This window comes from Caballeronia sp. LZ008, assembly GCF_031451435.1.
Taxonomy (GTDB): Bacteria; Pseudomonadota; Gammaproteobacteria; order Burkholderiales; family Burkholderiaceae; genus Caballeronia; species Caballeronia zhejiangensis.
Genome location: NZ_JARUXK010000004.1, coordinates 1,318,039 through 1,331,849 on the forward strand (window position 1 = coordinate 1,318,039; position 13,811 = coordinate 1,331,849).

General features: G+C 64.9%; 12 protein-coding genes. 1 reads left to right on the forward strand and 11 read right to left on the reverse strand.

Annotation, left to right across the window (positions count from 1 at the left end):
• Positions 1-17: 17 nt before the first annotated feature.
• From QCE49_RS31085 to QCE49_RS31115, 7 genes are all read right to left on the reverse strand, one after another.
• A complete protein-coding gene (locus QCE49_RS31085; protein ID WP_250458039.1) occupies positions 18-1,001 on the reverse strand; it encodes a chemotaxis response regulator protein-glutamate methylesterase in 984 nt (327 codons plus the stop codon).
• The gene (locus QCE49_RS31090; RefSeq protein WP_250458040.1) at positions 998-3,223 is read right to left on the reverse strand and encodes a hybrid sensor histidine kinase/response regulator; all 2,226 of its coding nucleotides are present in this window, start codon (positions 3,221-3,223) and stop codon (positions 998-1,000) included. The genes QCE49_RS31085 and QCE49_RS31090 overlap by 4 nt, the downstream gene beginning before the upstream one ends.
• Complete coding sequence (locus QCE49_RS31095; protein ID WP_250458041.1) at positions 3,220-3,915, reverse strand: chemotaxis protein CheW; 696 nt, start codon at positions 3,913-3,915, stop codon at positions 3,220-3,222. Before QCE49_RS31095 ends, QCE49_RS31090 begins: the two co-directional genes overlap by 4 nt.
• Positions 3,912-5,204, reverse strand: coding sequence for a protein-glutamate O-methyltransferase CheR (locus QCE49_RS31100; protein WP_250458042.1), 1,293 nt, complete (start codon positions 5,202-5,204; stop codon positions 3,912-3,914). The genes QCE49_RS31095 and QCE49_RS31100 overlap by 4 nt, the downstream gene beginning before the upstream one ends.
• Complete coding sequence (locus QCE49_RS31105; protein ID WP_008352785.1) at positions 5,201-5,671, reverse strand: chemotaxis protein CheW; 471 nt, start codon at positions 5,669-5,671, stop codon at positions 5,201-5,203. Before QCE49_RS31105 ends, QCE49_RS31100 begins: the two co-directional genes overlap by 4 nt.
• Positions 5,672-5,683: 12 nt before the next feature.
• Complete coding sequence (locus QCE49_RS31110) at positions 5,684-7,309, reverse strand: methyl-accepting chemotaxis protein (RefSeq protein ID WP_250458043.1); 1,626 nt, start codon at positions 7,307-7,309, stop codon at positions 5,684-5,686.
• A gap of 110 nt (positions 7,310-7,419) precedes the next feature.
• The gene (locus QCE49_RS31115; RefSeq protein WP_250458044.1) at positions 7,420-8,595 is read right to left on the reverse strand and encodes an MBL fold metallo-hydrolase; all 1,176 of its coding nucleotides are present in this window, start codon (positions 8,593-8,595) and stop codon (positions 7,420-7,422) included.
• Between the two features lie 330 nt (positions 8,596-8,925).
• Here QCE49_RS31115 and QCE49_RS31120 point away from each other — a divergent pair, with 330 nt between their 5' ends.
• A complete protein-coding gene (locus QCE49_RS31120) occupies positions 8,926-9,195 on the forward strand; it encodes a hypothetical protein (protein ID WP_239294385.1) in 270 nt (89 codons plus the stop codon).
• Positions 9,196-9,222: 27 nt separating this feature from the next.
• Here the strand turns inward: QCE49_RS31120 and QCE49_RS31125 are convergent, their stop codons facing one another.
• The 4 genes from QCE49_RS31125 to QCE49_RS31140 form a co-directional block, all read right to left on the reverse strand.
• The gene (locus tag QCE49_RS31125) at positions 9,223-9,990 is read right to left on the reverse strand and encodes an SDR family NAD(P)-dependent oxidoreductase (RefSeq protein WP_008352779.1); all 768 of its coding nucleotides are present in this window, start codon (positions 9,988-9,990) and stop codon (positions 9,223-9,225) included.
• A gap of 10 nt (positions 9,991-10,000) precedes the next feature.
• A complete protein-coding gene (locus QCE49_RS31130; protein WP_008352778.1) occupies positions 10,001-11,785 on the reverse strand; it encodes an IlvD/Edd family dehydratase in 1,785 nt (594 codons plus the stop codon).
• Positions 11,786-11,889: 104 nt separating this feature from the next.
• Positions 11,890-12,930 carry a LacI family DNA-binding transcriptional regulator gene (locus tag QCE49_RS31135; RefSeq protein ID WP_250436091.1) on the reverse strand — a complete coding sequence of 347 codons (1,041 nt, stop codon included), beginning with the start codon at positions 12,928-12,930 and terminating at the stop codon, positions 11,890-11,892.
• Between the two features lie 13 nt (positions 12,931-12,943).
• Positions 12,944-13,811: hypothetical protein (locus QCE49_RS31140; RefSeq protein WP_309806703.1), on the reverse strand; the 868-nt coding region annotated here is incomplete at its 5' end.

Below are 13,811 nucleotides of genomic sequence, written 5' to 3' on the forward strand. Positions count from 1 at the left end.
GATGTGCTTCGCTGAGCTCAGTCGAACGCCTTGGCGATCGCATCCGCGATGCGCGGCAGCGGCAGTATCGACGCCGCCGCGTTGAGCGCGGCCGCCGCCTTCGGCATGCCGTACACCGCGCTCGTCGCCTCGTCCTGCGCGATGGTGTGATAACCCTTCGCGCGCATCGCCTTCAGTCCGATCGCGCCGTCGCGGCCCATGCCGGTCAGCAGCACGCCGACTGCGCGTCCGGTCCAGCGCTCGGTCACGCTCTGAAAGAACACGTCGACGGACGGGCGATACGGCAATTGCTCCGGATGCGCGGTGTAGCCTAGGCGCGTGGCGTCGGCGAAATGCAGATGATCGTTGGTCGCGGCGAGCAGCACTTCGCCGGGCGCGGGCCTGTCGCCTTCACGCGCGATACGCACGGGCAGCGCCGATTGCGCATCGAGCCATTGCGCCATGCCTTCGGCGAACGCGCGATCGACGTGCTGCACGATGACGAGCGCCGCCGCGAAATGCTTCGGCAACGCGCCGAGCAGTGTCGCGAGCGCGGACGGTCCGCCCGCCGATGCGCCTATCGCGACGAGACGATCGCCGCTCTTCGTTGCGGGCAAAACGCTCGACGATGCGAGCCGCGCGCCGATCTGATCGATCTTCGCGATCAGCGCCGCCGCACCGCGACGCGCATCGGCGCCGGCGAGCGCGGGCGTATCGACGGCATCGAGCGCGCCCGCGCCCATCGCTTCATAGACGCGCCATGCGTTCGCGCCGACATCGACCGTGACGACGAGAATCGCGCACGGCGAACGCGCCATGATGGTCCGCGACGCCTGCACGCCATCGACATTCGGCATCACGAGATCCATCAGCACGACATCGGGCGTGTGCGCCGCGCAATAGTCGATCGCCTGCTGGCCGTCGTGCGCGATCCACGCGATGTCGAAGTCGGGCCGCGACGCGAGCGCGCGACGCAACGCTTCCACCGCGAGTGCAACATCGTTGACGATGCCGATCTTCATGTCTTCGCCTCGCCGATGAGATCGCGCACGGCATCGATCAACGCCTGATCGTGGAAGCTGCCTTTCGCGAGGTAATAGTCCGCGCCCGCGTCGAGGCCGCGCTGACGATCTTCCGCGCGATCCTTGTACGACACGATCATCACCGGCAGGGCGGCGAGTTGCGCATCGCGCTTGACGAGCGTGACGAGCTCGATGCCATCGAGCCGCGGCATGTCGATATCGGTGATGACGAGATCGAAGTCCGCGCCGCGCACCGCGTTCCAGCCGTCCATGCCATCGACCGCGACGGACACGTCGTAGCCGCGCGACGCGAGCAGCTTGCGTTCGAGTTCGCGCACGGTGAGCGAATCGTCGACGACGAGCACGCGCTTCGCGCTCGCCACGCGTGCGCGCGAAGCGCCGGCACCGACGCGCCCGAGCTCGCCGCTGCCGACGAGCTTCTCGACGGAACACAGCCAGTCGTCGAGATCGGCGATGAGCAGCGGATCGCCGTTCTCCATCAGCGCGCCCGCCGCGATGTTGCGCACCTTGCCGAGGCGCTTGTCGAGCGGTTGCACCACGAGCATCCGCTCGCCGAGAAAGCGATCGACGACGATGCCGTAACTCGCCGCGCCTTGTCCGATGACGACGACGTTGAGCCTTTCGCTCGCGGCTTCGAACGCGGCGGTTTCGAGAATCTGATGCGCGGTGACGAGGCCGATGCGCTTGCCGTCGAAGGAAAAATGCTGCTGGCCTTCGAGCATGTCGATGGCGCTCGCGGGCAGCACCAGCGTGCGCGCGACATGCGCGAGCGGCAGTCCGTAGGGCTCGCCCGCCACTTCGACGATCAGGCTGCGGATCACCGACAACGTCAGCGGCAATTGCAGCGCGATGCGCGTGCCCACATGCGTTTCCTGCGTCACGCGCACGCTGCCGCGCACTTGCCGCACGATGTCCTGCACCGCATCGAGGCCGACGCCGCGGCCGGATACATCGGTGACGGCATCGCGCATCGAAAAGCCGGGCAGCAGCAAAAATTCGAGCAGTTCCGCTTCCGTGAGGCGCGCGGCTGTGTCTTCGCTCGCAAGATGCTTGCGCACGACCGCGCGGCGAAGCGCATCGAGATCGACGCCCGCGCCGTCGTCGGACACGCTGATGAAAAGCGAGCCCGCGCTATGGCGCGCTTCGAGCGTGATCGTGCCGGTTTCGGGCTTGCCGAGCGCGCGGCGCAATGAGGGCGGCTCGATGCCGTGATCGACCGCGTTGCGCAATAGATGCCCGAGCGGCGCGTCGAGCAGATCGAGAATGTCGCGATCGACCTGCGTCGATTCGCCCGCGATGACGAGACGCACGTCGCGGCCGAGTCCACGCGCGACATCGCGCACCATGCGCGCGAAGCCGCCCGTTGCATCGACGAAGGGACGCATGCGGCACGCGAGCGCTTCGTCGTAGATCTGCTGCGCGAGATGCGTCGAACGCCGGTCGTAGTTTTCCAGTTCAGCCAGACGCTCGCTCAACTGACGATGCGCTTCCGCCGTCAAACGACGCGCTTCGTCGAGCGCGGCGTGTGTGCGTGCATCGAGTTGCGCGGCGTTCGAATCGGTCAGCGATTCGTGCAGGCGTTCGAGCGCGCGGCTCGCATCGTGCTGCACGCGCTTCACGCGCAGCATCGATTGCGAAAACGGCTTCAGCCAGCGCGATTCGACGAGCGATTCGCCCGAATGACTCAGCAGACGATCGAGCGTGTCCGCGCGCATGCGCAACATGCGAGCTTCGTTCGTGCGCGATGGTGCCGGAATTGGCTCGGACGGTTTCGTCGGTGTAAGTTCGCGTTGGGATGTTGCGCCTTCCATATGCGCGCTGAGGCCATCCACGAACGCATCGACTTCGCGTTCGAGCGCGGTCTGTGCATCGATATCGCGCGCCTCGCCGATCTGCACGATCAGATCGACACCGCGCAACAGCATGTCGATGTAACCCGCATCGAGCACGATGCGCCCTTCCTGCGCTGCGACGAAACAATCTTCCATCACATGCGCGAGCGTCACGCCGACCGGCACGCCAACGACACGCGCCGCGCCCTTCAGCGAATGCGCGGCGCGCATGCTCGCTTCGAGCGTGACGGGATCGCGCGGCGCACGTTCGAGCGCGATGAGGCCATCAGAAAGAATCTGCGCCTGCCCGCGCGCTTCTTCCTGAAAGAGGTCGAGCAGCGACGAACCTCCCGCATCGATGCTCGTCATGTGAGATTCCGGTTCAGGCTGTCGATGAGTCGATCGGCGTCGAGCAGGCCGACGGTCGCGTGCCTGAACGCGGCCACCGCATGCGCGTTCGACGACAGGCGCTGGGCGAGCGTCGCGGGCACCGGCTGAAGCTGCGCCTGCGTGAAGCGATGCACGCCGTCGACGGCATCGACGGGAAAAGCGATCGGTCCTTCGTGATCGCCATTGCCGCACTGCATGACGATGAGACGCCCGAGTTCGCGGGCATCGAGCGATACGTTTTTTGCAGCGCTTTCGTCCGCTTCGATGCCGAACAGCCGCGCCAGCGAAGCGCACACGATCAATCTGCCGCGCACGTTCACGACGCCCAGCACCGCGCGATTGCGCCGATGCGGCAGCGAGTGCACCGGGCGCAATTGCGCCACTTGCGCGCAGAGGTTCGTCGGCAAGCCGAGCCATTCGCCGCCGATGCGAAACACGAGACATGAGAGCGTATCGGTTTGCTTGTCGCCTCGTTCGACGACCGCCGAAGCGACGATCGACGTACGCGCTTCCACGCGATCCAGCACGCGCGCTGCCGCTTCATCATGAACCGGGCAATTGCGGCAATGCACGTAGCGTTCGAGCTTCGGGCACGATGCATCGCCGCGCACGCCGATGCGGTTCCAGCAATCGTCGATATCGTTCGTGACGCCGATGTCGCGTGCGTTCATCGCGCGCGCTCCGTGACGCGTTGCGCACGCGCGAGCAGCAGACGCGCGCCGCTTTCATCGCCGTCGAGCGAGAGACACGCGGCGAGATGCGTGAGCGCCTCGCGATGCGCGGGATCGAGATACAACGCACGACGATAATGCCCGCGCGATGCCTGATGCTCGCCACGCGCATCGGCGATCACGCCAAGCAGATAGTACGCATCCGCGTTCGATGGATGCGCGTCGAGATACGCGTGCGCGGCATTCGCAGCGGTGTCGAGCTGGCCGGCATCGGCGAGTTGACGCGCGTGCGCAAGACTTGCCGGCGGCGCGGGTTCGGCGTGCGGCTTCGCAACCGGCATCGCACGAACGACGGTCGGCGCACTCGCCCATGCGGGCAACACGAACGCGGGCTTCATCGGCTTCGCGATGATCTGCGGACTCGGCCATGCACCATCGAACACGTTCGCGCGCTCGCGCTCGGGCCGATTGAACGCGAAGGCGAGCGGAATGTTCGCGGAACTCATGCCCTCGCGCATCAGAAGACCCGTCTCCGCCGGACCGACGAACAGCGTGCCGCCTTCTGCGAGCAAGCCATCGAGCACGCGCAGAACGGCGCGCTGCGTATCGCGATCGAAATAGATCAGCACGTTGCGGCACAGAATGAAATCGAAGCGCTCGAACGCATGCGTATCGAGTTGCAGCAGATTCGCTTGCGAGAAGCGCACGCTCTGTGCGACGGCGGGATCGAGCTGCCAGCCGCCATCGGTCGCGCGGAAATGACGGTCGCGAAAACCGAGCGCGCGTCCGCGAAACGCGTTGCGCCCGTAATGCGCGCGGCGCGCCATGGCGAGCGCGCGTTCGCTCACGTCGATCGCGTCGATGGTGAAGCGCTCCGCAGCGATGCCCGCTTCGATCAGCGCCATCGCGACGGTATAGGCTTCCTCGCCGGTCGAGCACGGCGCGCTCAGCACGCGCAGCGGCTTCGCGGGCCGTTCATGCAGACGCACGCGCGCAAGTCGCGCGAGGGCGGCGAACGCTTCGGGATCGCGGAAGAACCACGTCTCCGGCACGACCACCGCTTCGATCAACTCCTGCATGCGCGCGCCGTCCTGCATCACCGCGCGATAGTAATCGTCGAGCGTGCCGCCTTGCTCGTCGCGCCACAGGTGGAAGCGTTCGCGCACCGCGCGCGATACGGCGTTCGCGCCGATCGATTCGGCATCGAGGCCGATCGTGCGATGCAACAGCTCAATGAAGCGGCCGACGCCGAATGCTTCGTCCGCGAAGGCGCTCGGCAGCGCGCTCATGCTTCGCTCCCGGCGAAGAGCAGCGTCTGCACGTCATCGGGCAACAGATGCTCGATGCGAACCCATTGCAGCAGGCCTCGCTCGTCACGCGCGAGCGGACCGAGATAGCGCGCGTGCGGCGTGTCGATGCCCGCATCGGTGAACGAAGCGGCATCGAAGGTGACGGTGCGCGTCGCCTGTTCGAGCAGAAGACCGAGCCGATGATGCTTTATCGCGCCGTCGTCGCCGCAACGCGGATACGCGACGAGCGCGAGCCGCGTCGACACTCTCTCGTGCGAGGCACGCGCGAGCGCGAGCGCCGCGAGATCGATGACGGGCACGTTGGCGCCTTCGCAGTCGAGCACGCCCGCGACCCATGCGGGCGCGCCCGGCAGCGTCTTCAGCGGCGCGAGCGGCAGCATGCGCTCGACCTGCGCGCTGTCGAGAAGATAGCGGTCGGCGTCGAGCGTGAACTGGACGAAGAGCATCGCGGCGCGCCTTTAAGCGGCGATTCTGAAGCGCGACACACCCGTGCGCAGACCGTTCGCGACGTGCGTGAGATCGTCGATTGCCTGCGACGACTGGCGCAGCGACTCGGCCGTCTGTTGCGCGGCCTCGGAGAGTTGCGAGAGCGCCTGCGAAATCTGGTCCGCGCCGGTCGCCTGCGTCTGCATGCCTTCGTTGATCATCGAGAAGCGCGGCGCGAGCGTCTGCACCTGATGGATGATCTGCGAAAGCTGTCCGCCTACCTGCTGCACGTCGAGCATGCCGCGGCGCACTTCCTCCGAGAACTTGTCCATGCCCATCACGCCCGCCGCGACCGCCGATTGAATCTCCTTCACCATCTGCTCGATGTCGAACGTCGCGACCGCCGTCTGATCGGCGAGGCGGCGGATTTCCGTCGCGACCACCGCGAAGCCGCGCCCGTACTCGCCCGCCTTTTCCGCTTCGATCGCCGCGTTCAACGAAAGCAGATTGGTTTGATCCGCAACTTTCGTGATGGTCGCGACGACCTGATTGATGTTGCCCGCCTTCTCGTTGAGGATCGCGAGCTTGCCGTTCACCGAGCCTGCCGCTTCCATCACGAGGCGCATGGTTTCCTCCATGCGCGTAAGCCCCGCCTGACCGGTGCCCGCGAGCGCCGCCGATTGCTCCGCCACGCCCGAGACTTCGTTCATCGTGCGGACGAGATCGCGCGCGGTCGCGAAAATTTCCCGCGACGTCGCGCCGATTTCCGTCGTCGTCGCGGCCGTTTCGCTCGCCGTGGCCTGCTGCTCGCGCGCGGTCGCGGCGATCTCCGATACCGACGTCGTCACCTGCACGGCCGATTTCTGCGCCTGGCCGACGAGGCCCGTGAGTTCATCGGTCATGCGGTTAAAGCCCGCCTCCAGCGTGCCGAACTCGTCGCGGCGCGCGAGCGCGAGGCGCTGTGTGAGATCGCCGGTACGCATCTTGTCGACGACGTCGACCATGCGCAGCATCGGCACCGTCAGCGCCTTCATCAGCATGAAGCCGAGCACCGCCGCCGCCCCGATCGCCACGACCATGATGACGATGAGCGTCGTTTCCGATTTCTGCACCGAGCCGCGAATGCTTTGCACCGATTTCGCGTTGAAGACTTCGTTATGCTCGACGAGCGCGCGCGTCGCGGCCTGACCCGCTTCCCACGCCGGCGTGAGACGCGTATTGAAGGTCGCGACGGCCGCGTCCTTCGCACTCGCGAGCTCTCGCAGCGTCTGATCCTGTACCGGAAGGTAGAGGTCGCGCTGGCGCTTGAATTCGTTGAAGAGGCGACGGTCGTCTTCTTCGAAGATGGTCGGCGCGTACGTTTCCAGCAGCTTGTCGATGCTCGCCCGCGTTTCGGCGAGATGCTGCGTGTCGCGGCGTATCTGCTCTTCGTCGCGGTCGATGAAGACGAGCCGCTGCGTCAGCGTGTAGTTCTCGATCCAGGCCGCGCGCAGGTCGTTGGAGACCGAGAAGCCGATCATCGAATCGTCTTCGAGGCTCTTTGCTTCGCGATCGATTCCGCCGAGCAGCGTGTATGACAATGCGGCCATGACGAGCATCAGGGTAAGGATGATGCCGAAGCTCGCCAGAATGCGATGCCGGATGGACAGTTGCTTCACGCGTTTGAGCCCTATAACTGGAAAAGGACGACCGCGCGCCGCGCGAGAAACGCGAGGCGTCGCGGATGCAGATGGATTTCCGCGCGTGAAAGACGCGCTGCCACACCGTGTTAACGGCCGATTGTGGCTGCGCTTGAATCCGGTGTGTCGAGATGAATCATTTCACCGTGTTTCAGCACGGTGAACGCGTCCGCGGGCAGGCCGGCGCGGCGCACGGCTTCGGCCAGACGGCGCGGCGGCTCGTCGAGCGGTTCGTCGGTCAGCTCGAACGAACCCCAGTGAATGCCGATCGCCTTTTTCGCATGCACGTCCTGGAAGATGCGCACGGCTTCTTCGGGATCGACGTGCTGCGCCTGCATGAACCAGCGCGGATCGTACGCGCCGATCGGAATGAGCGCGAGATCGAAGCCGCCGAAACGCGCGGCGATATCGCGGAAGTCCGGCGAGTAGCCCGTATCGCCCGCGAAGTAAAACGAATACGGACGCGCCGCGCCTGCCGGCGTTTTCACCACCCAGCCGCCCCACAGCGTTTCCGCGCGATCGAATGGCGTGCGCGCGGACCAGTGCTGGCTCGGCACGAACCAGATATCGAGGCCGGCCGCGTGCGTTTCGTCGCTCCAATCGAGCTCTTCCACATTCGTTATGCCGATATCGTTCATCCACTGTTCGATGCCGAGCGGCACGAGAAAGCGCGGCGGCCCGCCCGCCTGACGGTTGAGCGCTTCGACGCTCGGCTTGTCGAGGTGATCGTAGTGATTGTGCGAGATCAGCACGATGTCGATATGCGGCAGCTCGTCGAGCGTAAGGCCGGGCGGCGTCTTGCGCTTCGGGCCGATGAACGAGAACGGCGACGCGCGTTCCGAGAACACCGGATCGGTGAGGATGTTCACGCCGTCGATCTGCACGAGCGCGCTTGCATGACCGATCCAGGTGAGCGTGTCGGCGGTGCGGTTGGCCTTGAGCCACGCGATGTCGGGATGCGCCATCGGAAAGTGATAGCCGTTCGCCGGCGGCTTCGGCAAGCCTTGCTTGAAGCGCTCCCAGCGCCACTTCAGGAACGATTCGCGCGGCAAGGTTCCGTAGTTGTTCTCGTAGCCCGACAAAGTGCGTTTTGCGTGATGCAGCGGCTGCGGCTCGCGCGATGCAGCTTCCTGGCTGCGCGCCGGCGTGCCTGACGCGCAACCCGCGAGCAACGCGAGCGCGCACAACGCGACATGAGGACGTCGCGCGAACACATCGGACCAAAAAGCGAAGAAGAGATGCATGTTTTGACGAAGTGCGCGCATCGCGGGCAGTCGATTGTACGGAATGCATGGAGAGCACGCTGTGCGCGCTCTGGTCCGATCATCGGAAAATTGCGTTGCGCCTCGTCCCGCAAGGCCGGGCTAGATAATTCATCGCTAGAAGCCGGAGTCGGCCCGCTTCTTGCGTTCAACTGCCCCAGCGCCGAAACAAGGCGTTTTCGAAATCCAATCGCGGCGCGTGCTGCTTTTTCGATGCGGAGTTCGCATCCCAGCACGCAGCAGGCCGGTGCCAGAGACGGGGGCGTCATGAGTGGCAGTCAAAGAAGAAACGCAACAAACACGTTCAACCCGCAATTGCATACGATGCACGCCATGCTGGTGTCCCGCGCGGCATCGCATATCGCGAGCGCGATGCGGCCCGAAGGCCGCGACGAAGCGCTCGCGGAGGGCATTACTGAAGTCATCGCCCATTGTGGAAACGCGGGGCTCGGCCTCTTTCTCGCTGCGGTCTGGCATTGGCTCGATGAACGCGACTACCACGAAGCCGCCGACGCCGTGCAGCACTACATCGAAAGCGGCACGATGCCGACGGTCAAGCCAACGCCGAAAGTGGTGCGGCGTCGCGACGTGCGCGTGACGTAACCATCAGGTAACGCATCGGGTGACGCGTCAGGTGCCGAACCATCCGGCATCGACGTAATAGTCGCGCGCGGTGCAGCGCGCCGCATCGTCGGATGCGAGGAACAGCACCATGCGCGCGATGTGTTCCGGGTCGATCCGCTCATGCAGACATTGCTGCGCAAGCAGCTGCGCCTCGCTCTCCGGCGACTGCCACAACTTCATCTGGCGCGGCGTACGCACCGCGCCGGGAATCACCGTGTTCACGCGAATGCCATGCTCGCCGAGTTCGCGCGCAAGGCCGCGCGTGAGCCCTTCGATCGCGGCCTTCGCGGTCATGTAAAGCGTGAGATCGGGCAGCGCGAGATGCCATGAGATCGAGCCCATGTTCACGATCGCGCCTTGCTTCTGCGCGCGCATGCGCTTCGCGGCCGCCTGCGCGCAGAAGAACTGATGCCGCAGATTCACGGCCATGCGCTCGTCCCAGTACGCAGCGCTCACATCGTCCCAATGATGGCGGTCGTCGCTCGCGGCATTGTTGATCAGCACGTCGATGGAACCGGCTTCGCTCGCAATGGCGTCGAAGGCTTGCTCGATCGCGCCGGCATCGCGCAAATCGCAACGAAGGAACTTCGGCGCATGCTGCTCGCTCGCGAGCGTCTGTTCGAGTTGACGCGAATCGGCCTCGGCGACATCGATGAAAAACACGCGCGCGCCCTGCTTCGCGAACGCCTCGACGATCGCCGCGCCGATGCCGCTGCCGCCGCCCGTCACGACAACACGCTTGCCCGCAAGACTCGGATAGATGGCGTAGGACATGGCGGCTCGCTCAATGTGAATGACGCGGATTGCCGCGCGTTTCGATGACCTTCAGATACAGCGTCGCGGGTTCGAGGCATCCGCCCGTCGACAACTGTCCGACCGTCTGCCGATACAACTCCTGCCACGGCGTCTGCGCAACCGGCGCGGCGAACGACGATTGCGCGCGACGGCTTTCGAGTTCGGCTTCGTCGAGCAGCACGTTCACGCTGCGGGCGTTCAGATCGACGCGAATCCGGTCGTTCGTGCGCAGCATCGCAAGACCGCCGCCGATTGCCGCTTCCGGCGACATGTTCAGAATCGACGGACTCGCGGACGTGCCGCTTTGCCGGCCGTCGCCCATGCAGGGCAGCGAATCGATGCCGCGCTTGATGAGCTCGGCGGGCGGCGCCATGTTCACGACCTCCGCACTGCCGGGATACGCAACGGTGCCGCAGCCGCGAATCACGAGAATGCAGTGCTCGTCGATCTCGAGCGACGGATCGTTGATGCGCGCGTGGTAATCCTCGGGACCGTCGAAGACGATCGCGCGCGCTTCGAACGTGTTCTCCGCGCCGGGCTCGCTCAGATAGGTCTTTCTGAACGCATCGCCGACGACCGACATCTTCATGATGGCGCTATCGAAGAAATTGCCCGACAGGACCATGAAACCCGCGCCGTGTTTCAGCGGATCGTCCGCCGTGCGGATGACCTCGTTGTCGGCGGCGGGCGCATCGCTCGCGATCTCGCCGATCGTGCGGCCCGACACCGTCAGACAATCGCGCGCGATGAGTCCGGCCTCGTCGAGTTGCCTAAGGACCGCAGGCACTCCGCCCGAGCGATGAAAACTCTCGCCGAGATACTCACCCGCGGGCATGCAGTTCACGATGAGCGGCACTTGCTCGCCGTGGCGCTGCCAGTCGTCGAGACTCAGTTCGATGCCCATGTGCCGCGCGATCGCGATCAAGTGCGGCGGGCAATTCGTCGATGCACCCAACGCGGATGCAACGACGATCGCGTTAATGAACGCCTCGCGCGTCATGATCTTCGACGGCCTCAACTCTTCACGCACCATGTCGACGATGCGCTTGCCCGTGGCATACGCCATCTGTCCGCGCTCGCGATACGCGGCGGGAATGCTCGCGCACGTCGGCAAGGACATGCCGAGTGCTTCGGCGAGACTGTTCATCGAGAGCGCGGTGCCCATCGTGTTGCAATGTCCGATCGACGGCGACGATGCGGTCGTCAGGCGCATGAAGCCTTCGTAATCGATCTCGCCCGCCGCGAGCAGATTGCGCGCGTGCCAGATCACCGTGCCCGAACCGACCCGCTTGCCTTCGTACCAGCCATCGAGCATCGGACCGCCCGAGAGGACGATCGCGGGCATGTCGACGGTGGCGGCCGCCATCAGACATGCGGGCGTGGTCTTGTCGCATCCGGTGGTGAGCACGACGCCATCGAGCGGAAAGCCGTGCAGGATTTCGACGAGACCGAGATATGCGAGATTGCGATCCAGCGCGGCGGTCGGACGCCTGCTCTGCTCCGCGAGCGGATGCACGGGGAACTCCATCGGGATGCCGCCGGCATCGCGAATGCCCGCCTTCGTGCGCGCGGCCAGTTCGATGTGATGGCGGTTGCAGGGCGCGAGATCGCTGCCGGTCTGCGCAATGCCGATGATCGGGCGGCCCGATTGCAATTCCTCGCGCGTCAGGCCGTAATTCATGAAGCGCTCGACGTATAGCGCGGTCATGTCGGCGTGCGAGGGATCGTCGAACCACTCCTGGCTGCGCAGGCGCTTGGGATTCTGTTGGGGCATGAGGTGTCTCTCCATCATTCACAGTCGTTCGACGCTGTGTTCATAGTGGTGTTACCGGTAACATCGCGATCAATGTTAGCACGCAATCGCGTTACTGCTTCGGCTTAAGCGCTTTCGCGCGCTATCACGGAATAGGCCACGCGCACGCGCTTGGCCGGCGGTGCAGCAACGCCCTGATCGCGCGCTTCGAGCGCCGCGAGCAAGGTCTCTCCGGTGCGCAGGCCGATGCCGTATGCGTCGACGGAAACCGTCGTGATCGATGGCGTGCAGCATGCGGCAACCTCGAAATTGCCGAAGCCCGCGACGGCGATATCGTCCGGTACGGTGAGGCCGCGCCGGTGACATTCCATTATCGCGCCGAACGCGGACATGTCGCTCACGCACATCACGGCCTGCGTGTCGGGCCATGCTTCGAGCAGTGCGGCCATCGCCGGGCCGCCGTGACTCATCGTGATGGGCGAATCGCCGAGACGGATGATGCGTCGATCGTCGAGGCCGAGCGCCTTCATCTGCGCACGAAAGCCTTTCAGACGATCGAGACCGCGACGGTCGAGCTCGCTCGCCCCGCCCAGGAAGCCGATGCGTTGGTAGCCTGCGTCCGCCAGATACCGCACCATTGCGCGCGCGGCGCTGACGTTGGAAAAACCGACGGCGGCATCGATCGGATCGGAAGGCGAATCCCACATCTCCACGACAGGAACGCCCGAGCGGCGCAACAGCGTGCGCGTCGCTTCGGTGTGACGCGAGCCCGTCAACGCGATGCAGCGCGGCTGATGACGCAGCATCGAGCGCACGAGCCGTTCCTCGCGATCCAGATGGTAGTCCGTGTCGCCGATCAGCAATTGCAGGCCGTGCGGTTCGAGCGACGCGGAAAGACCGCGCACCGTGTCGGAGAAATTCGAGCTCGCAAGCGACGGCACCAGCACGGCAACGAATTCCGAACGGCCGGACGACAACGCGCCGGCAGCTGCATCGGCGACGTAGCCGAGTTCGTCGATAGCTTGCTGCACGCGTTCGCGCGTCGCCAACGCAACGCTATGTCCGGCGAGCACGCGCGATACGGTCATCTTCGACACGCCGGCGAGACGCGCGACGTCGGACATGCGCGGCGGGCCGGCGGAAGGATCGAAGTCTTGCTCGGACATGCGGCGATGGTCCTCAGTCGACGCGGACCCAGCCGTCTTCACGCTGTTCCAGAATGACATGCAGCTTCGTCTCGCCTGCTTCGCGGTCTGAGGCGGTTACCTCCGGGAAAGCGCGCTTGATGTCGCGATCGTCGGCCCACGGAGCCACGCTCTCCAGCTTGTAGGTGTAGGTAACGTCGGAACGGTGAGCGGTGGGATCGGGCTCGGTCCAGCTCACGACCTTGTCCAGCTTGACGTGCGCGTAACAAAGCATCCAGGCGCGCGGATCGCTCGTCGCGTTCGGATCGCCGGCGGGCCGGTTGGTTTCGACCGCGTACTTTTGCCCTTCGCCCGTAAGGCTGTACGCGAGGCCGTTCTGTTTGGCGTTAGCGTTCGCGGATGTCGGGGCCGCTCGCGCGATGAGCCCGCTCTTTTCGAGCGCAGCGAGCTGTTCGCGCAGCGCGGCAGCCGAATATTCGTTGAGGTCCCGAATGCTATAGGCCGATGGGAACGCGTAGGGGCCGCGGCCGCTGCGATTCAGGCATAGCAAGCCGCGATTCGTTTTCATGTCGGCGGAAATCGCTTCGCCGAGGCTGGACTCGCTTGCATCGTTCTTCTTGCCGCACGCCGCAAAAAGCAGCGTCGCGCTGACGGCGGCAATCAACAGGCTCGTTCTCATATGCGCTCCGGGATGGGTCGGCATGATGGGTACAACCTTTCGATGCCATTCTACCGACTGAAGCAGCGCATCGGAGTTGGAACGGCACCGGAACAGACTTCGTTGATGCAAATGCCGCGCTTCAAACGCAAAAACCCCACCTTTTGGGGTGGGGTTTTTGTTTGGAGCATGAGGAGCCTGACGATTACCTACTTTCACACGGGTATCCGCACTATCATCGGCG

Coding starts and splice junctions, on each gene's coding strand:
- QCE49_RS31135 (WP_250436091.1), bottom strand. CDS start 12,930: ATGTCCGAGCAAGACTTCGATCCTTCCGCCGGCCCGCCGCGCATGTCC.
- QCE49_RS31095 (WP_250458041.1), bottom strand. CDS start 3,915: ATGAACGCACGCGACATCGGCGTCACGAACGATATCGACGATTGCTGG.
- QCE49_RS31120 (WP_239294385.1), top strand. CDS start 8,926: ATGCTGGTGTCCCGCGCGGCATCGCATATCGCGAGCGCGATGCGGCCC.
- QCE49_RS31115 (WP_250458044.1), bottom strand. CDS start 8,595: ATGCGCGCACTTCGTCAAAACATGCATCTCTTCTTCGCTTTTTGGTCC.
- QCE49_RS31125 (WP_008352779.1), bottom strand. CDS start 9,990: ATGTCCTACGCCATCTATCCGAGTCTTGCGGGCAAGCGTGTTGTCGTG.
- QCE49_RS31100 (WP_250458042.1), bottom strand. CDS start 5,204: ATGAGCGCGCTGCCGAGCGCCTTCGCGGACGAAGCATTCGGCGTCGGC.
- QCE49_RS31130 (WP_008352778.1), bottom strand. CDS start 11,785: ATGCCCCAACAGAATCCCAAGCGCCTGCGCAGCCAGGAGTGGTTCGAC.
- QCE49_RS31085 (WP_250458039.1), bottom strand. CDS start 1,001: ATGAAGATCGGCATCGTCAACGATGTTGCACTCGCGGTGGAAGCGTTG.
- QCE49_RS31090 (WP_250458040.1), bottom strand. CDS start 3,223: ATGACGAGCATCGATGCGGGAGGTTCGTCGCTGCTCGACCTCTTTCAG.
- QCE49_RS31105 (WP_008352785.1), bottom strand. CDS start 5,671: ATGCTCTTCGTCCAGTTCACGCTCGACGCCGACCGCTATCTTCTCGAC.